This window comes from Clostridium polyendosporum (assembly GCF_018332455.1).
In the GTDB taxonomy this organism is placed as follows: Bacteria; Bacillota; Clostridia; order Clostridiales; family Clostridiaceae; genus Clostridium_AY; species Clostridium_AY polyendosporum.
The window spans coordinates 18973-38301 of record NZ_BOPZ01000013.1 but is presented as its reverse complement, the minus strand read 5'-3'; the positions used below and the strand labels follow the sequence as shown (position 1 = coordinate 38301).

21 protein-coding genes and 1 other annotated feature are annotated in these 19329 nt (G+C 29.5%); of the genes, 17 read left to right on the top strand and 4 right to left on the bottom strand.

The features are described 5' to 3' along the window. Positions 1–34: 34 nt before the first annotated feature. The 5 genes from CPJCM30710_RS08880 to rbr all read left to right on the top strand — a co-directional run bounded on the left by CPJCM30710_RS08880 (position 35) and on the right by rbr (position 5747). Positions 35–394: a GntR family transcriptional regulator gene (locus CPJCM30710_RS08880; RefSeq protein ID WP_212903819.1), complete on the top strand. Its 360-nt coding sequence runs from the start codon at positions 35–37 to the stop codon at positions 392–394. 57 nt (positions 395–451) lie between these two features. Further along, complete coding sequence (locus CPJCM30710_RS18235; RefSeq protein ID WP_407644982.1) at positions 452–619, top strand: ATP-binding cassette domain-containing protein; 168 nt, start codon at positions 452–454, stop codon at positions 617–619. Positions 620–776: 157 nt separating this feature from the next. Then, positions 777–3878 (top strand): PAS domain-containing protein, encoded by a 3102-nt coding sequence (locus tag CPJCM30710_RS08870; RefSeq protein ID WP_246503501.1) that lies wholly within the window; start codon positions 777–779, stop codon positions 3876–3878. A gap of 812 nt (positions 3879–4690) precedes the next feature. Further along, complete coding sequence (locus tag CPJCM30710_RS08865; protein WP_212903817.1) at positions 4691–4888, top strand: alpha/beta-type small acid-soluble spore protein; 198 nt, start codon at positions 4691–4693, stop codon at positions 4886–4888. A gap of 274 nt (positions 4889–5162) precedes the next feature. Continuing rightward, positions 5163–5747, top strand: a complete 585-nt coding sequence (gene rbr, locus CPJCM30710_RS08860) for a rubrerythrin (protein WP_212903816.1) — start codon at positions 5163–5165, stop codon at positions 5745–5747. Positions 5748–5836: 89 nt separating this feature from the next. On the opposite strand, the gene CPJCM30710_RS08855 is transcribed toward rbr, so the two are convergent. Continuing rightward, entirely contained in the window at positions 5837–6439 is a 603-nt protein-coding gene (locus CPJCM30710_RS08855) for an FMN-dependent NADH-azoreductase (RefSeq protein ID WP_212903815.1), read from the bottom strand. 609 nt (positions 6440–7048) lie between these two features. Then, positions 7049–7366, top strand: a binding site (T-box leader). A 92-nt stretch (positions 7367–7458) separates the two neighbouring features. On the opposite strand from CPJCM30710_RS08855, the gene CPJCM30710_RS08850 reads away from it, so the two are divergent. The 3 genes from CPJCM30710_RS08850 (at position 7459) to CPJCM30710_RS08840 (ending at position 9847) form a co-directional block, all read left to right on the top strand. Continuing rightward, positions 7459–7848, top strand: a complete 390-nt coding sequence (locus CPJCM30710_RS08850; RefSeq protein WP_212903814.1) for a tautomerase family protein — start codon at positions 7459–7461, stop codon at positions 7846–7848. Between the two features lie 25 nt (positions 7849–7873). Next, positions 7874–8566 carry a hypothetical protein gene (locus CPJCM30710_RS08845; protein ID WP_212903813.1) on the top strand — a complete coding sequence of 231 codons (693 nt, stop codon included), beginning with the start codon at positions 7874–7876 and terminating at the stop codon, positions 8564–8566. Positions 8567–9589: 1023 nt separating this feature from the next. Continuing rightward, on the top strand, positions 9590–9847 hold the full coding sequence (locus CPJCM30710_RS08840) for a hypothetical protein (RefSeq protein ID WP_212903812.1): 258 nt from the start codon (positions 9590–9592) through the stop codon (positions 9845–9847). Positions 9848–9885: 38 nt separating this feature from the next. On the opposite strand, the gene CPJCM30710_RS08835 is transcribed toward CPJCM30710_RS08840, so the two are convergent. Together CPJCM30710_RS08835 and CPJCM30710_RS08830 are read right to left on the bottom strand one after the other, a co-directional pair. Continuing rightward, positions 9886–10542 carry a Rossmann-like domain-containing protein gene (locus tag CPJCM30710_RS08835; RefSeq protein WP_212903811.1) on the bottom strand — a complete coding sequence of 219 codons (657 nt, stop codon included), beginning with the start codon at positions 10540–10542 and terminating at the stop codon, positions 9886–9888. 344 nt (positions 10543–10886) lie between these two features. Further along, positions 10887–11378 (bottom strand): metal-dependent transcriptional regulator, encoded by a 492-nt coding sequence (locus CPJCM30710_RS08830; RefSeq protein WP_212903810.1) that lies wholly within the window; start codon positions 11376–11378, stop codon positions 10887–10889. Positions 11379–11545: 167 nt separating this feature from the next. Between CPJCM30710_RS08830 and CPJCM30710_RS08825 the strand changes: the two genes are divergently transcribed. Next, positions 11546–11785: a FeoA family protein gene (locus CPJCM30710_RS08825; protein ID WP_212903809.1), complete on the top strand. Its 240-nt coding sequence runs from the start codon at positions 11546–11548 to the stop codon at positions 11783–11785. Positions 11786–11892: 107 nt separating this feature from the next. Beyond that, the gene (gene feoB, locus CPJCM30710_RS08820) at positions 11893–14043 is read left to right on the top strand and encodes a ferrous iron transport protein B (RefSeq protein WP_212903808.1); all 2151 of its coding nucleotides are present in this window, start codon (positions 11893–11895) and stop codon (positions 14041–14043) included. A 63-nt stretch (positions 14044–14106) separates the two neighbouring features. On the opposite strand, the gene CPJCM30710_RS08815 is transcribed toward feoB, so the two are convergent. Next, positions 14107–14745 carry a histidine phosphatase family protein gene (locus CPJCM30710_RS08815; protein ID WP_212903807.1) on the bottom strand — a complete coding sequence of 213 codons (639 nt, stop codon included), beginning with the start codon at positions 14743–14745 and terminating at the stop codon, positions 14107–14109. Between the two features lie 366 nt (positions 14746–15111). Here CPJCM30710_RS08815 and CPJCM30710_RS08810 point away from each other — a divergent pair, with 366 nt between their 5' ends. The 7 genes from CPJCM30710_RS08810 to CPJCM30710_RS08780 are packed head-to-tail and all read left to right on the top strand — an operon-like array spanning position 15112 to position 19307. Further along, positions 15112–15945 carry an Mrp/NBP35 family ATP-binding protein gene (locus CPJCM30710_RS08810; RefSeq protein WP_212903806.1) on the top strand — a complete coding sequence of 278 codons (834 nt, stop codon included), beginning with the start codon at positions 15112–15114 and terminating at the stop codon, positions 15943–15945. Between the two features lie 3 nt (positions 15946–15948). Beyond that, on the top strand, positions 15949–16332 hold the full coding sequence (locus CPJCM30710_RS08805; RefSeq protein WP_212903805.1) for a NifB/NifX family molybdenum-iron cluster-binding protein: 384 nt from the start codon (positions 15949–15951) through the stop codon (positions 16330–16332). A gap of 1 nt (position 16333) precedes the next feature. Beyond that, a complete protein-coding gene (locus CPJCM30710_RS08800; RefSeq protein WP_212903804.1) occupies positions 16334–17164 on the top strand; it encodes a P-loop NTPase in 831 nt (276 codons plus the stop codon). Further along, positions 17155–18009, top strand: a complete 855-nt coding sequence (locus CPJCM30710_RS08795; protein ID WP_212903803.1) for an ATP-binding protein — start codon at positions 17155–17157, stop codon at positions 18007–18009. The genes CPJCM30710_RS08800 and CPJCM30710_RS08795 overlap by 10 nt, the downstream gene beginning before the upstream one ends. Before the next feature lie 14 nt (positions 18010–18023). Further along, the gene (locus CPJCM30710_RS08790) at positions 18024–18380 is read left to right on the top strand and encodes a NifB/NifX family molybdenum-iron cluster-binding protein (RefSeq protein ID WP_212903802.1); all 357 of its coding nucleotides are present in this window, start codon (positions 18024–18026) and stop codon (positions 18378–18380) included. A gap of 31 nt (positions 18381–18411) precedes the next feature. Then, positions 18412–18870 (top strand): Fur family transcriptional regulator, encoded by a 459-nt coding sequence (locus CPJCM30710_RS08785; protein ID WP_212903801.1) that lies wholly within the window; start codon positions 18412–18414, stop codon positions 18868–18870. Next, the gene (locus tag CPJCM30710_RS08780) at positions 18855–19307 is read left to right on the top strand and encodes a DUF134 domain-containing protein (protein WP_212903800.1); all 453 of its coding nucleotides are present in this window, start codon (positions 18855–18857) and stop codon (positions 19305–19307) included. Before CPJCM30710_RS08785 ends, CPJCM30710_RS08780 begins: the two co-directional genes overlap by 16 nt. Positions 19308–19329 lie beyond the last annotated feature (22 nt).

The following is a 19329-nucleotide window of genomic DNA, read 5'->3' as shown; positions in this document are numbered from 1 at the left end:
GAGTAAAAGCAAACTAGGTAGGAGGTAACCATATATGTTTAAATTTAACGAAAGTATACCAATTTATATTCAAATAATCGAAAAAATAAAAGCAGATATTGTTTCTGGAAAACTTAAATGTGGAGATAAGACGCCATCGATAATGGAGTTCTCTGAAAGTTTCAAGGTGAATCCAAACACAGTGCAGAGGGTTTTTATTGAATTAGAAAGGGAAGGTATCATTTACTCCAAAAGAGGTATTGGCGCATTTATTGCCGAAGGAAATGAGCTACTGGAGCAGCTCAAAATTGTTCAAGCTCAAAAATATGCAAAAGTATTTGCAGATGAAATGAAAGAACTTGGCATGAAAAAACAAGAAATTTTTGAGTATCTTAATAAAGAATTGGAGGAATAGGAAAGTGAAAATACTTGAAGTTGAATCGGTAAGTGAAGAGTACTTAAATAAAAGTCCTTGGGTGAAGTTAATATAACTATCGGAAAAGGCAAAGTTATGACATTATTAGCACCAAGTGGGATAGGAAAGAAAACATTATTAAAATTGATTTCAGGATTAATAAGATGCACTTCCAGGAATATGAAAATTTGTGTTGTGAAATTGATGAAATTACAATTATGGTAAATATACCATAGTGATGTAAAACATGATAAAATATAGCAAACGAATATTTTAAGAATATTTTACAATTTAACTATTTTAGTAATAAAAGAAACTTATATGTTAGTATATCGGAAAAAAGTATTGGGAAAACGGTATCAGAAAAACAGGAGGATAAGTTATGAAGTATACTTTAAATAAAAAAGCCCAAAATCCATTTCTTCATAGTAAAAATAATATTATTGTTGATGTTAATAGTGAATTTATAAAATTTATCGGTTGTTCAAGAAATGAGTTGATAGGAAAATCACTTACTGATATAAGTTATATATTAAGAATAAATTCTCAAATATACCTTGAAGATGTTGAAAACGATTGCCGGTGTTATGTATTTACTAAATCATACGAATCAAGAGAGGTTACTATATCCTGTAAGACTTTAGAATGTAAAAATGAAAAAATCTATTTTTTTGAGGAAAAACCAAACTCTCGAATTGATAATAAATTCATGGGGATTGAACAACTTTATGCAAATAGTAAGATTGGATTTGCAATACACAGTGTCCCGGATTTAATTTTGCTTAAAGCTAATCAGATATGTTTAGACTTTTGGGATGCTCCATATAATCGAAAGGAGAATAGTATAGGTAAAAAACAGAAAGAAATAATACCCGGATTTGAAGGAGGCAAAGAACAAGAGATTTTCCTAGACGTTATAAAAACTGGTAGGCCTTGTCATTTACCCGAACATGAATATAGTAATTTTAAAGGAGGAACTAGATACTGGGATTGGTCAGTAATACCAATATTCGTGGATGGAAAACTTAAATATATAATTGATACTGCTACGGAAGTAACAGAAAGAGTATTAAACAGAAAATTAATTAAAGAACAAGGTAAAATTATTGAACAACAGAAGAAACAACAATTGAAAGCAATCATTGAAAATATGTGTGATGGATTAATTATCTTAGATAAAGACTATAATTATTCTCTAGTAAATACTAGTGCAAAAGAATTTTTTTACAATCCACATTCAATCAAAAAAATTGGGGATTCATTGATTCATACAAAATATTATGATTCAAAAGGTAATCTAATTGCAGCGGAAGATCTACCTAGCCGTAGGGTTTTAAGAGGTGAAAGGATTAAGGAATGCAGAGTAACATGCGAGAGGCCGGATGGAGTATACCACTATAATGTAAGTGGAAGCCCTATTTATGATGAAAGTGGCGAAGTAGAAAAGGCTATTATATGTTTACGTAATGTTACAGAACAGGTTAATAATGATGAATTGATAAGAATGCAAAAAGAACAATTAGAAGCAATCATTGAAAACATGTCCGATGCATTATATATAATAAATAAAGATTATAATATAACCTATTTAAATAGTGCTGCAAGAGAAGGTATGTATGGAGCTGGCTCTATAAAGATAGCTTATGATACATTAAAATACAATAAGTATTATGATTATGAGGGGAATTTGTTAACCTTTGAGAATCTCCCTGTAGTAAGGGTTTTAAAGGGCGAAAGAATTAAAGAATATATATTAACCTGTAAGAGACCTGATGGAATATATCATTTCAATATAAGCGGAAGCCCTATCCATGACGAAAATGGCGAAGTAGCAAAGGCTATTTTATGCACTCGTAATATTACACAACAAGTTAATAACGATAAATTGATAAGAAGGCAAAAAGAAAAATTAGAAGCAATCATTGAAAATATGTCTGATGCTCTATTAATTTTCGATAAAAATGGTAACTACACCACACTTAATAAAGCAGCGAAAGATACTTTTTTCACTGAATTCGCAAAGTTAGATAAGATAGGAGAGGGTCTTAAAGAAGCTGAATATTTCGACATGGATAAACAATTAATCCCCTGCGATAATACTCCTGCTCATAGAGTATTACGCGGTGAAAAATTATTAGGATATAGAGTGGCTACAAAAACTGATGATAGTGTTGTTTATCATGATGTAAATGGTACTCCAATATATGACAATGAAGGAAGGCTTATGGCAGGAATATTATGCTGTCGTGACGTTACTGAAAAGATAAAACATGAAGAAGATTTATTATTAAAAACTCAATATGATTTTTTAAACAGTATGATAGATAATCTTGATTTACCTGTTTTAAGATTGTCATATCCAGATTCTAAAGTTACAAATATTAACCAAAAGTCTTATGATATTTTTAAGAAATTGAAACCAGAAATAAAGTCTATGTCTTATATTATAGGACAGAATTATGAAGATATCACTAACTTTGATAAAGCGGTTATTCATAAACATATTGAAAACGTTATAAAGAAGAAGGAATCATCGTACCTAAAATATCAAAGATTAATAGTTTCTGGAGAAGAATCGTTTGTAAATATATTATATCAGCCAGTATTTGGAGTTAATGGTGAAATTGCAGAAATAGTTACAATCATAATTGATGTTACTCAGGAAGTAAAAGCTAATAATCACATGGAAAAAATACTTAAGACCCATGAGGAATTTTTTGCGAATATATCCCATGAGCTTAAGACCCCTTTAAATGTAATTTTTAGTACAACCCAATTATTTAATTTATATTTAAAAAATAATCCTTTAATAAATAATAAGAATAGTATCACTAACTATGTTAATATAATGGTACAGAATTGTTATAGACTATTAAGGCTTATAAGTAACTTAGTAGACTTATCAAAAATTCAATCTGGTTTTTTAGAATTCAATCTATCTAATGAAAACATAGTTAATGTTATTGAAGAAATTGTTCAATCAGCATCAGAATATGTTAAAAGTAAGGGATTGAGTATCATTTTTGACACAGATGTGGAAGAAAAGATTATTGCTTGCGACTCTAATAAAATTAAAAGGGTTATTCTTAACCTTATTTCTAATGCTATTAAGTTTTCGGAACCAGGGGACGAAATATATGTTAATATTGCTGATAAAGATGATGCTATTGAAATATCAGTAGAGGATAATGGTATAGGAATTGATGAAAAACATTTGGATACTATTTTTGAAAGATTTAAGCAAGTGGATAAATCATTTACTCGCAATACTGAAGGAAGTGGCATTGGATTATGCCTCGTAAAATCAATTGTTGAATTGCATGGTGGTAAGATAAATGTAGAAAGTAAATTAGGGGAAGGTAGTAAATTTAAGATAGACTTACCTTCAAGAACTATAGAAAAAACAAAGAGCACTAATAAAGATGTGATTTTAAATGATGATATTGAAATGATAAATATTGAATTTTCGGATATATATTGGTAATACGTAATTAGATATTAATATTCCTACGAAAGGAACAAACCAACTAGGTAGTATATTATCAAACTTGAAGTTATTAAGTACATTGTTATAAACAAAGCATACCATTATTATGATGTGGATTATTATCCCTAATAACCGCATAGATTTTCCTAATGTATAGTTATAGTTCAAGAAATAGTTACCAGTTACCATGAGTGCCATGCTGAAAGTAGGATAAATACTAGCCAGCGTAGGTATTTTAAGTTCTTTATTAACCTCTTAGGGATATAATATTAATTTTAGAAATCCACTTATAATTACTAAAAAACCAAGATTCATGAATAAATGTTTAAGAAAATTAACACCTAAAAATCCAAAGGCGTTGGCAAGACTCATAGAACCTAAGGTAACTCCCATGGCTCCGATAGGAAGATTAATAAGTTCATTTTTCATAATAGCTATTTTACTATTTTTAATATATATATAAACACCTCGTATAATAAATTTCAACTACTATAGTATACAAGGTTGTTAGACGAAGTTATATATTAAATTTAATAATTCTTAATTTTTTCGTTAAAATTTAAAGTGTGTAGATAATGTGATAAATGTATAGAGGAAATCTAAGAAAAAATTAAAATGACTAGTAATTACTTTAGTAACTTTTGTTTGTTTTTAAATATCATAGGATGATTCTAGAGCTTTGTTTATTATTTTACTGTAAGGAAAACTCCACCTTTAATACAATTAATTCACTAGTGTAATAATTTTTGATATGTACAAACTATGAATAGACACCAAATATTAATTAATATTCATAGGAGGTAACAGTTATGGCAAATAGAAATAATAGAGTATTAGTTCCAGAAGCAAAAGCAGGATTAGAAAGATTTAAACAAGAATCAGCTACTGAAGTTGGAGTAAATCTAAAACAAGGATATAATGGCGATTTAACTTCAAGAGAAGCTGGATCAATAGGCGGAAATATGGTTAAGAAAATGGTAGAAGCTTATGAACAAGGTTTAAAATAATATATTAACAAGAAAAAGCTCTAGAATTAATCTAGGGCTTTTTCTTTAGGAGATTAATAATTAGAAATAGAAATTTAGTACAAAAGCCTTAATATTTTATGGAGTAAATAAAAAAATATTCAAAAAAGTTTACCTCTTATATAATATAATCGTAAATGATGATTATATTCAAAACAAAAACTAAATTTCATGAATTTACCAATAGATTAAAAGGAGTTTAATAGGGAATGGAGAATATGTATTATATATAAAAATATGGAGAGGTGGGGTATTTATGAAAGGTTTAAAAGGAACAAGAACATCTGAAAACTTAATGAAGGCTTTTGCGGGTGAGTCACAGGCAAGAAATCGATATACATACTATGCATCTGTGGCAAAAAAGGAGGGGTATGTACAAATTTCTAACTTATTCATAGAAACCGCTGAAAATGAAAAGGAGCATGCTAAAGTATTTTTTAAGTTTTTAAATGAAAGTTTAAAAGGAGAAACGGTTGAAATATATGCATCGTATCCTGTAGGATTAGGAGATACCAAAGCTAATCTTCTTGCAGCTGCAAATGGTGAAAATGAAGAGTGGACAGAACTTTATCCAAAATTTGCAGAAATTGCAGCTAAGGAAGGATTTCCAGCTATAGCTACAGCCTTTAGAAAAATAGCTGATGTAGAAAAACACCATGAAGCAAGATATAGAAAGCTATTAAATAACATAGAGAATGATACAATATTTAAAAAAGAAAGTGTTGTTGAATGGAAGTGTAATAACTGCGGATATATTCATCAAGGAGCAAGTGCACCGCAAGTATGCCCTGCCTGTGCGCACCCTCAAGGATATTTTGAGGTATTTGTTGAAACTTATTAATCCCAAGATTATGATAAGAAGCTGTAGATATTTTTAGTATCTGCAGCTTCTTATTTAACTATTTATAGTACAAACATTTTAAGTTACTGTTAGAAATCTTTTGCTATATCTTGTGCTTTTCTTATTGTATTTTCAAGAATTGCTTCAATATCTTCACCAATAACATTTACCTTGTTTGCTGATATAGTAGTAAAATCTTTAATTCCAAGGAAGCCAAAGATTGTTCTTAGGTACCTATCTCCCATTTCGTAGGCTGCAGCTGGTCCCTCTGAATATTCCCCACCCCTTGTAACAAAATGTAGTGCTTTCTTACCTTCACATAGACCAACTGGTCCTTCTGCAGTATATTTAAATGTGATTCCAGTAACACAAATATAATCAATATATGCCTTTAGTATAGCAGGAAAGCTTAAGTTCCACATTGGAGCTGCAATTATGTATTTATCTGCTTCAGCAAATTGATAAGCATATTTTAAAATTGGATGATCCTTCCCCTCACCTGGAGTAGGTGCATGTAGGGTAATACCTTCTTCTGTTAAAAAATTTATACCCTCTTTATATAAGTCTAGAGTTATAATTTCATCATTAGGATGGAATTTTTTATAGTCCTCAATAAAACTATCAGATATTTTAAATGTTCTTGATTGTCCTTCTGGTTTTGCATTTGCTTTAATGTAAATAATCTTACTCATCTTTTATCTCTCCTTATTTAATATAATTTATTAATGAAAACAAACATCGTTATATTGTTTGTTTTCATATTTAGATTAGATATATAACATGCTATATATCTTTAATTTGCTGTCATTTCGCGAAGTGAAATCTGACTCAATCTGAATAGAATCGATGCCTGCTCAGGTTTATTTTATGTGTATATAAACACTATATAATTTGGTTTATAACATAGAATACTGCTTTTCTTGAGGAAAGCTTGTTTACTATGCTATAATATTAGCAACTAGATATCTTTTTAACAAGTAGGCACTATTAAGTATCATAGTACCTAAAAAGATACTATTAAGAGGTGAAAGAGCTACGGAAGAAAAAAAGTAATTCTATGTCTTTTTGTGTTAACAGAAAAATGTAACATATCTACAATCAATTTGATAGGATAGCAAACTTGAATTTATACAAACTATAAATATAAACACAATATGTACAGGCGAATTGAGTTATGGGCACAAAATATTAGTATCTGTTGCTTTACCATCAATATTTAATTATAAATCTTTTAATAGGTTTTTAAGGCATCGTAATATTGACCTTTTATACAATTAGGTATATAATGTAAAAAATAAAATAAAAAGTCAATGAAGAGAAGAAGTAAATATAGGAGCTTAGTTAAAGAGAATTTGGGGTGGTGAGAGCCAAATACTGTAGTCTATATTGAATGGGTCTCTGAGATGTGATGCGAAATAGTATTAGCAGTAAACGGTAGTCTACCGTTAAAGAGACAGGGTATCGAGTAAAATCTGTACCTGGAAAGATAGTTTTATATTAAGGTGGATTAATGAAATTTTACATTTCGGCCTTGTTAGGAAAGAGCTATTATTTTACAAGAGTACATAACCTTATATATAACTAAATATGGGTGGCGCCACGGTCACTTCGTCCCATAATAAGGATGAAGTGATTTTTTTTATTTAGAAAACTATTTATTATTAAAAAAGGTTATATTTAAATTTAATCTGTTGTGGAGAGGTGAGTTAAAATGGCACAAATTAAAGTATATGGGATAAACAAAAATTTAAATATTATTAAGAAAAAGTTATCAGACGTTATTCATTCTTGTGTGGTGGATGCATTTCAATATCTAGTGGATAAAAGATTTCATAGATTCTTTCCTTTAGAAGAAGAAGATTTTTACTATCCAGAAGGAAGAACAGAAAAATATACAATCATTGAAATTAGTATATTCGAAGGGCGAAGCATTGAAGCAAAGAAAAATTTAGTAAGATTACTGTTTGAAAGGATTGAAAAGGAGCTAAATGTTTTACCTGAAGATATTGAAATAACAATTTTTGAAACACCAAAACATAATTGGGGGATAAGGGGGGTACCAGGAGATGAGTTAATTTTAAATTATAACGTAAAAATATAGTTTAAAAAGTATGGGGGGAAAGAAATTGAGTAGAAAACTAGAATTAAAAGATATAGTTCTTATTGGAAGAACATTCGATGAATATTACAAAATGTTCGGTATTAGCAGCATAGATGGAAAGAAAGAAAAGATATTAGATGTAGCATCCGGGGTTAGTTCTTTTTGTGCAGAGGCAAATTCTAAGGGATACAATGTTACAGCTTCCGATAGAATTTACTGTTTTTCAGCTGAGGAAATAGAAGGAAAGTGCATTAAAGATTTAGAGTTGACGATAAAAAATCTATCAGACGTAAAGGACTTATACAGATGGGAACTTTATAAAGATATTGAGGATTTAAAAAAGCAACGAAAAAAAGCGTATACGAGATTTATTGAGGATTTTAAACGAAAGCGTGATACGATATATATTGAGACAGAATATCCAAAAAGTAATTTTAAAGATAAGCAGTTTACCGTATCCCTTATATCTCATTTTTTATTTATGTATGATGAACATTTAGATTATGAATTTCATAAGCAAACTATTAAGGAGATTATAAGAATAACATCAAAAGAAATACGAATATTTCCAATTGTAAATTTGAAAGGCGAAAAGTCTATGTTTGTTAATAAATTAATGAGTGATGATAATTTTACTATGTATAAAATGCAAATAGTTAAAGTGAACTATGAATTTATAAAGGGTGGAAATGAAATGTTAATAATTAAAGTAAAATAAGGAATAATTAATCTCTATGGATTACAAAAGATAGTACGGCTTTAGTAACTAATGTCTATTAGGTTCGTTATTGATTTAGCATGAATAAGTATGTATACTTTTATAGTATTAGGTATTTCCTAATGTTGAGGTTATAGAGGAAAGAAGGAATTATTCATTATTGCAAGTTTTACCTTTTTTACACTGTGTGTTACTCTTTTCTTTATTTTTTTACTGTTGGGTGAGAAGTTAACAATGATGGAGTTTATTGCCTCCTTACTGATATTACTTAGTGTTCCTGTTCAAAAAATTGGTACTTTGATTAGGAATAAAAATAAGAGATATTTATTTAACTAAAGGAGAAGCTCTATCTTAAAATATGCAACCAATAAAGGTAGCTAAAAATGATGATGCGTAAATTAATACATAATATTAAATAAGCAATTTTCTACTATTAACAATGACTTACAAATAAATAGTAAATAATAAGAACAGTAGGGGAAATGACGAAAGAAAATTAAAATATACTTAAAGTAGTAGTGAATTTAATTGTTGTAGAAAAGTTTAAGGCTCGCTTGAAATCAAGCGAGCTTTTATTGCTGCAATTTAAGATCACCTTCCACACTTTCTACAGTAATCATTCTTTTGTTTTCCAGATTTCAACTATTTAGTAAAGTTTTATAGTCAGCAATAATAGGTTCACAAACAGTAGTATCCGTGTGAGTATATATAGTAAGTAATACACATAACTTTATTTTATAATAGATGTCTTTTAAAGTTTTATCATCTATTTAATAGAAACAAGGAATAAATTTACATATTATGGTATAATTTATAAAAAATGGGTATTGTGCAATGTGGAGTATTGATTAGGAGTTTTGATATCATCCAATGTTGTTATTTTACATGAAGATTAGAAAAACAGGGTATTTATTCTTGTTTTTTCAAGCTCTATTTTCTGTCATTTCACGAAGTGAAGTCTGACTCAATCTGAGTAGGATAGATGCCTGCTTAGATTTATTTCAAGAGAGGGGAGTGGTTTGAATGTCTTTCAAGAATAATACGTACAAAAATTCAATTGTTATTCTAATTGATAATGGCTATGAGTACTCATCAGTAGAGTGTTCAGAATTTAAGTTAAAAAAAATAGCAAAAGAGGATAAGGTAAAAATAGTTTTATTAAAGCTCGAATTTTTAATAGATAGGGCATTGAAGCATAGGAATGAAGAGCTGTTTTATTTTTATTCCAGTAGATACAACGCAATTAAAATGAAATATGAGCGTATTTTAAATAAATATTGATATCTTTAAAGTTATAGTAGTAAAACAAACTGTTTTGATTAAGAAATAACCAGAACATTAGTTATAGATTTATTAGCTATAGTACTGCCAGTAGCGATGATAATATCACACCAATTCAATAAATCGTCAGTTGATTTATTCCCATCTTCAACCATAGTGTTGTATTTAACTTTACCTATATTATCTGAGGCTAAGTCAACAATTCTTACTGTAAAGTTTTTAGCTAAATTCTCTAACATTGCCGGTTGATAACCTATTAGTGCTATTTTAGGGTTACCATATTTGTTTTTTATGTACTCTATTAACTCTAAAGCACATCTTTCAGGTTCTCCATCTTTACAGTGTATTGTTTTATCTGTTATTTTTAAATATTTACAAACAGCATTTAAAGTAGCAATATATACAGCAGTATCAAAATTTGTTTTTAAGGGCATTTCAATTATATCCTTTAAAGTTCCATTGAAGTTGTTAGGCATATCTGTAAAAGCCTGACCTTTAATTCCTCTAAAGTCTGCTTCAAGTAATCGTTCCTTCCCTTTTATAATAGGATAATCCTTCCTTTCAGGATTTCCTATAGCTTCTTCTGGTGTTAAAGTCCTACCTGTTATTTTTACTTCATCATTTAAAAAATTATTATCCTCTACAAGTTTTCTGAATTTGTTAAATAAATTATTATAGAATTCCGTTTGATTCATTATTTTACTACCTCCTTAAAAATTAAAAAAAGCGCAAACAACTAAGAAAATTCAAATTTTATTAGTGAAAGCGCCATTGATTTTTAAATATTCATTTTTACTATAAATTAATTAATCAACACCAGAATGAAGGCGACATTTTGCCAAAAATGGTACATCTCCTTATTTAAATTCTAAAGTTATGAAGATATTAAAAGAGAAAATATAGATAGAATGTTAATACTAATATAAAGAATTTTTTTGTTTTTAAAAGGTTAACCCCCTAAAACAATATAGGGCGTTAACCTTTTATAGGTTCTGTACTTTTATGTAGAAATATTATACATTTATGCAATAATTAATTTCTAATCTATTTTCTTGTTAATAGTATCATAGCTTTCTTTAAAACTAATATATTTATCTTTAATATCACTATTGTATTGAAAAAATTTATTTAAAATCTCTATATTATTAACTGTTTTTTCATTAATAACATGCTCTATAAGTTCAGTTTGTGTAAGTACATCTTCTTCACATCCTAAAAAAAATAGAAAACTTTCAATTATCTTATGTCTGTTTAATAAGAACTTACCAATTGTAAATCCTTTATCTGTAAGAGTTATAATTCCATATTTTTCATAGTTTAATAGTCCTAATTTACTAAGTTTTTGAGTCATTTTTGAAGCTGAAGAATCTTTTACATTGAGAAGTTGCGCAAGCTTATTTATACGAGTAAATCCTTCATCTAAAACACTTCTATAAATCATTTCCATGTAATCTTCCATAGCTGAAGTGAGTAGCTTCTTATCATAATTTTTAAGTTCGTAGCCTCGTACTGTATGAAATTTATTATCCATATCATCACCACCATAATTTAAATGTTACATCATCTAATAATTTATATATATTCGTAACACATAAAATTTATTTTGCATATTTTAGTGTAGGGAAAACTTTTTTCTCGCCACTCAATTATAAACTTTAATAAAAAAATAATTTACTTATTTGTAGGAGATGTAACAAGATGAGTAGCAATTTAATTCCACTTAGTTCTTTACCATTAGGACAAAAATGTAAAGTAAAACTGCTTAATTCAGAAGGAATTATTAGAAGAAGAATGTTAGATTTAGGATTAATTTATGATACGGTGGTAGAAGCTTTACAAAAAAGTCCTTCTGGAGATCTAGTAGCCTATCTTATTAGAGGTGCCGTAATAGCTCTCCGTTCTGAAGTAGCATCTAAGATACTAGTTGAATCTTTTTAGTTTTCTTAGATTACTGATTTTTTTATTCCCATGTTGATATTAATATTTCATGGGAATATACTTTTTTATCTTATGTAATAATTTGAATTTAAAGGAGGAGTTTATAAATGGGATTAACAAAGCAATCTACTGGAGGTGGAGTTCTTGAAAAAGAACTTAAAATCAAACGTAGTAACTCAGAAGATAAGATCGTTGCCTTAGCTGGCAATCCTAATGTAGGAAAAAGCACAGTATTTAATAGCTTAACCGGTCTCAATCAACATACCGGAAATTGGCCTGGTAAAACAGTAGCCAATGCTCACGGAAAATATATATATAAAGATAAAGATTTCATATTGGTTGATATACCTGGAACTTATTCTTTAATGGCAAATTCTGTTGAAGAGGAAGTCGCAAGAGATTTTATATGCTTTGGAAATCCAGATGTCACAGTTATTGTTGTAGATGCCACCTGCCTTGAAAGAAATCTCAATTTGGTACTACAAACATTAGAAATTACAAATAAAGTAGTATTATGCGTTAATCTTATGGATGAGGCAAAAAGAAAAAAGATTAATATAAACCTAAAAAAACTATCTAGCGAACTTGGAATACCTGTAGTTGGTACTAGTGCAAACAGGGGAAAAGGATTGTCAGAATTAATGGATAGTGTATATAAAATTTCTATTAATTTACAAACTACTAATCCAATTAAAATTCAATATGATACATGTATAGAAAAATCTCTTAAAATAATTGAATCTAGAATTGAAACTGTTCTTAATAATAAACTAAATAGCAGATGGATTGCTTTAAAACTATTAGACGGTGATAAGTCATTGCTTGAATCTATAAATAAATATCTTAATTATGATATAACCCTTAATGATGATATTATGAAATTGGTTAATGAAATAAAAGATAATTTACGCTCTCTTGAAATAGAGAATGATATTTTAAGAGACAAAATAGTTTCTAAACTTGTAGAGACTTCGGAAATGATCTGTAGAAAAGTAATTACCTTTGAAAATGAAAACTATAACAGTAAGGACAGAAAAATAGATAAGATTTTAACGTCTAAAATTTATGGAATTCCAATCATGATTTTACTTTTAGGTATAGTATTCTGGCTTACTATTACAGGTGCAAATATACCTTCTCAAATCATTTCTACTGGTTTATTTTGGATTGAAGACAGGCTTACTGAATTCTTTACTTGGCTTGGAACTCCTCCTTGGGTACATGGAATACTCGTTATGGGTATGTATAGAACACTTGCTTGGGTTGTATCTGTTATGCTTCCTCCTATGGCGATATTCTTTCCTCTATTTACCTTGCTTGAGGATTTAGGTTATTTACCTAGGGTGGCATTTAATCTAGATAATTTCTTTAAGAAAGCCTGTGCCTGTGGAAAACAAGCGTTGACAATGTGTATGGGGTTCGGCTGTAATGCTGCAGGAATAATAGGTTGCAGAATAATTGATTCTCCACGAGAAAGGCTGATTGCTATAATAACTAATAATTTTGTACCCTGCAATGGTAGATTTCCTACCCTTATAGCTATCATTACAATGTTTTTTGCAGGGATTATAAGTGGTCCATTTCAATCTGTAATTTCTACTCTTATTCTAACTACTGTAATAATTCTTGGAGTTATTATGACACTGTTAATTTCTAAATTGTTATCAAAAACAATTTTAAAAGGACTTCCTTCTACATTTACCCTTGAACTGCCACCTTATCGCAAGCCACAGGTGGGTAAAGTAATAATCAGATCTGTATTTGACAGAACATTATTTGTTTTGGGGCGTGCAGTGTCAGTTGCAGCTCCTGCTGGATTGGTAATTTGGCTTATGGCTAATATAAACATAGGAAATTTAAGTCTCCTAACTCATTGTGCAAGTTTTTTAGATCCTTTTGCAAAACTTATAGGACTTGATGGATATATTTTGATGGCCTTTATTTTAGGATTACCTGCCAATGAAATTGTTATTCCTATAATTATCATGAGCTATATGGCTACGGGCAATATATTGGAGCTTGATAGTTTAGAAGAATTAAGAACACTTTTAGTTTCTAATGGATGGACTTGGCTTACCGCTATATGCGTAATGCTTTTCTCATTAATGCATTGGCCTTGTGGTACAACATGCTTTACTATAAAAAAGGAAACCCAAAGCTGGAAATGGACTTTAGTTTCATTTCTTGTGCCAACCATTACAGGAATAGTAATTTGCTTTACTGTGGCTAATACCATTAGGTTATTAGGATTTATATAGTAATATTTTATAAATTAAGCAGGTTAGTGATATGTTATCACTAACCTGCTATTTTATTAATTATTAAACATATGATTTTATACTATAATCATTAGGAAGATGGCTTGTATCATTTAATGTAATTATTGTTGGATTAAAGTTATCATCAAAAGTTATTTTACAGACAGCAGTATTACCTAAAACAATTTTATGGTACATAGTCATTTTCCAATTAAAAAGACCTATTAGACCTGCTTTTATTATTCCTCCATGAGATACTATCACAATATTTTTTCCTTTATGTTTTTTTACAATTTCTAGGATGGCGCTTTTAGCTCGAATACTTGCTTTCTTAAGACTTATATCTCCACCACATAAAGGAGCATCAAGTTCATCAGTTCTCCATTTATTAAAATTATTAGGATAGTTATTTGCTATCTCTCTTATGGTAAGGCCTTCCCAATCTCCAAAATTTATTTCCCTTAATTGAGGCTCTATAATAGGATTTAAATTTGTATTATTAGAAATGATTTCTGCTGTTTGCAGTGCTCTTTTTAAAGGACTTGTATAAATACAGTCAAAATCATTCTCAAATCTTTTTTTTACAAATTGAGCTTGCAAAATACCTTCATTTGATAGGTTTATATCCTTACATCCTTGGAATTTTCCTAAAGCATTCCATTCAGTTTCCCCATGTCTTACTAATACTAGTGTAGTATTCATAATATCCCCCATTATTACTTTATTTATTGCCATTTCATAAAGTGAAATTTTCTTTAGATAGTTAATTAATTAGTATGTAGTTTTAATAAATATTTTTCGGTTAAAGTTCACAATTCTTTTAGTATTTTAATAATCATATTAAAATACGTTTTTTATAAGCTCATTTATCGTTAACTAAAGAATTTATAAAGAAAACTGTTACTCTAAGCCTATATAAAAACTGTTTCAAATTGTTAGAAATATATCTATATAATGAATATTAGAATTTTTTTCATTTAAAGTCAAGAAAAATAATTGGCATTTGATAAAAACTAAAAATAGGAGTACTATATAAATAGCAAATGCCAATAATAAGAGGTGAAGATTATGTCAGATTGTAATTTATGTCCATCTAATGGAAATTGCACTAAAGAAAAAGAAAGTTGCATGGTTGAGAATAACCCAATGAATAATGTGAAGAAAGTTATAGGGGTTATGAGTGGAAAAGGTGGTGTTGGAAAATCCACTGTATCTGTGTTAATTGCAAAAACCTTAAGACAATTTGGCTATAAAGTAGGGATTTTAGATGCAGATGTAACAGGTCCAAGTGTACCTAGATTGCTTGGAATAAAAGATAAAAGAGCAGAAGTTACAGAACAATTTATACTCCCTGTAGAAACAGAAGATGGTATTAAGGTAATGTCATTAAATTTACTAATGAAAGATGAAAGTCAGCCTGTAATATGGAGAGGACCAATAATTTCAGGAACTGTAAAACAATTTTGGACAGATACACTTTGGGACGACTTAGACTACTTAATAATCGATATGCCCCCTGGTACAGGAGATGTAGCTCTAACTGTAATGCAGTCCATACCGATAAATGGTATAGTCATGATATCTGTTCCACAGGATCTAGTTTCTATGATTGTTTCAAAGGGTGTAAATATGGCAAGGAAAATGAACATTAACGTTTTAGGTGTTATTGAAAACATGAGTTATATAATGTGTCCCGATTGTGGGAAAAAAATTAAGATTTTTAATGGAGAGAGTACAGAGAAGTTCTTACAAGAAATGAGATTAAAACTCCTTGGAGAATTGCCAACGTTAAGTAGTATATGCAATCTTTCAAATTATGGATATGAAAGTTTTAGTGAAAGTTTGGAATTGATTTTTAATCCTATAGTTACAAATATAATTAATCAATTGAAGGAGGACTAATAAATGAAAATTGCTATTTCATCAACAGGAACAACTATGGATAATTTACTTGATATAAGATTTGGAAGATGTGAATATTTTCAAATCCATGATACTGATAATGCGGAAGTTAAAATTGTAGAAAATAAAGGCCAAATGTCTGGTGGAGGTGCTGGAATAGCAGCGGCACAACAGTTAATTGATGAAAAAATAGATGTGATAATCACAGGTAATTTAGGACCAAATGCTTTTGAATTAACAAGTAAGGCGGACATTAAGGTATATAGATGTGGAAATATCCTTATTCAGTCAGTGTTAGAAAAGTACAATAATGGTGAATTAAAAGAATTAGAAGAAGCAGGGCCAGCTCATAATGGCATGGGGCACGGATTTGAAGGGGGAAGATAACGTGAATGTAGCAGTATTAAGTGGAAAAGGAGGAACAGGAAAAACTACAGTATCAACTAATCTTGCACTGGCATTAAAGGCAAATTATATTGACTGTGATGTAGAAGAGCCAAATGGTTTTTTGTTTTTAAAACCACAAGTTAAAGAGATAGAAAATGTTATGGTAGAATATCCGCTGATTGAAGATAGTAAATGCGTTTCTTGTGGAGCTTGTGTAGATGTTTGTCAGTTTAATGCTTTAGCAAAAGTGAAAGATGATATTATATTGTTTCAAAAACTATGTCATGGCTGCGGCGCATGTGAAATTGCTTGTAAGTATGGAGCAATAAGTTATAAAAAGAGAGAAATAGGTAGAATTGAAAAGGGGCACATAGATAATATAGATTGCAGTAGAGGAATATTGAATATAAGTGAACCTATGGCTGTTCCAGTAATAAGACAGTTACTTGAAAAACTGCCTGAAGGAATAAACATAATAGATTGTCCTCCAGGAACATCCTGTAATGTGGTAAATTCTCTTAAATATGTGGATGGCGCAGTACTTGTTACAGAGCCTACAGAATTTGGTCTTCACGATTTAAAAATTGCAGTAGAACTTGTAAGAATGTTTAACATACCTTTTGGCGTGGTTATAAATAAAAATAGTTGTGAAGAAAATTTAATTAAAAAGTATTGTGTTGAAGAACAAATACAAATGATTGGGGCAATTCCATACAACAGAGAAATAGCAGTAATTTACTCTAAGGGTGAAATTATATACAATAATTCAAAATTTAAAGATATATTTAATGAATTAGCAGAAAAGACAAAGGGGGTGCTAAAGTGGAATTAGTAGTTTTAAGTGGAAAAGGAGGAACAGGAAAAACTACGATTGCAACAGCACTATCTGAACTTGCAGAAGAAGTAGTAAGAATAGACTGTGATGTTGATGCACCTAATTTTTATTTATACTACGAAGGTAGGGCTATAGAGAAAGAAGATTTTTATGGTGGAAAAAAAGCCTTTATTAATGAAGAAAAGTGTATAAAATGTGGTAAATGTGAAGCTGTTTGTAGGTTTAATGCAATTAGCAATTGCATTATCAATTCTTTTAGTTGTGAAGGTTGTGGGGCTTGTAGTCTTATCTGTCCTCAAAATGCCATTGAACTTAAAGATGAAAAAACAGCAAATACATTTATTACAGAAATAAATAAAGGAATGGGAATTATATCAGGAGCAGAGATGGAAATAGGTGCTGATGGATCAGGAAAACTCATAACTTTTCTTCGTAAAAATGGAAGGAAATTTTCAAACGAAGAGAAACTTATTATATCAGATGGTTCACCAGGAATAGGCTGTCCAGTTATAGCGTCTATAACCGGATGTGATGTGGCTTTAGTGGTAACAGAACCTACTAAATCAGGGCTTGAGGATCTTATGAGAGTTGTGTCATTATGTAAGCATTTTGGTATATATACCATGGTGTGTGTTAATAAATATGATATAAATGAAGAGATTAGTGAAGAGATAGAAAAATTTGTAGATGAACAACAGTTAAAATTGATAGGGAAAATTCCTTACGATGATACTGCTATGAAATCTATTAATGAATTGAAACCTATTATCTATTATGATGATAGTACAGCAAGTAAAGCAATTAAAGATATGTGGATTAATATTAAAAAAATAATATTTTAAGGGAGGATTATGAAATGAAAATAGCAGTTGCAAGTGAAGGAAAATATGTTAGTGGGCATTTTGGACATTGTGAGGGTTTTACAACTTATGAAGTTAAAGAGGGTGAAGCATTAAATAAAAGTTTTACTGCAAACCCAGGACACAGACCAGGATTTTTACCTGTATTTCTAAAGGATTTAGGGGTGGATGTAATAATTGCAGGAGGTATGGGAGAAACTGCACAGCAATTATTTGTACAAAACGGAATAGAAGTTTTTGTAGGGTCAGAAGGTTTGTGTGATGATATAATTCAGAAGTATATAATAGGAGGATTAAAGTCTACAGGAAGTGTATGTAGAGAGCATAAGCATGAAGGAAATTGTAATGGTTAAATAAATTTGTATATGGAGTGAGTATTTGATTATGGAAAAAGAACTTATATTGATTAAAAATTTATTAAAGAAGCATAATTGTAAATTTACAAAACAAAAGAAACTAATATTTGAAGAGTTATTCAAATCAAATACTCACCAAAATGTGAAAGAAATTTATGAAAAAGTAAAAAGTAGTAATATTGGTCTTGCTACTGTGTATAGGACAGTAAATATTTTTAAACAAGCAGGAATAGTAAAAGAGATAAATGTAAATGGAGCAAGTTATTATGAATTAAAAATATACAGTAAAAAACCTCTGCATATTCATTTTAAATGTATAAGGTGTAATAGTATAATAGATATAGATAATAGCAAAGTTAATTTGGAATATATTAAAATAAACAATTATATAGAGAAAACAAAGAATATTGATATTTTTGATGTAAATACTATTCTAGTTGGACTATGTAGCAAATGCAGGGAGGATAATAAATGCCAAGACCAATAAAATGTAGAAAGGTAGAGTTTTTACCAGAGTATACATATTTTATACCTACTGGTAAAAGGAAATGTGAATTAGAAGAAATTGTTCTTAAGGTTGAAGAGCTTGAAGCAATGAGGCTCAAAGATATAGAAGAACTAAATCAAGAAGAATGTGCAGAAAGAATGCATGTCTCCAGGCAAACCTTTCAAAATATAATAGATAGTGCAAGAAAAAAAATTGCTATTGCTTTAATAGAAGGAAAAGCAATAAATATAAGTGGCGGAAATTATACAAGAAATGTATGTCAATTTAAATGCTTGTCTTGTGGTAATACATATGAAATAAGGTACGAGGAAGATAGAAGTGTTTGTCCGGTATGTGGTTTAAATGAAGTTATATGTAGTAAAAAGAGCAACTTTTGTCATAGAATCTGTAGTAAGCATGATACTACAGATAAATAGGTTTTATTACAGGGAAAGGGAG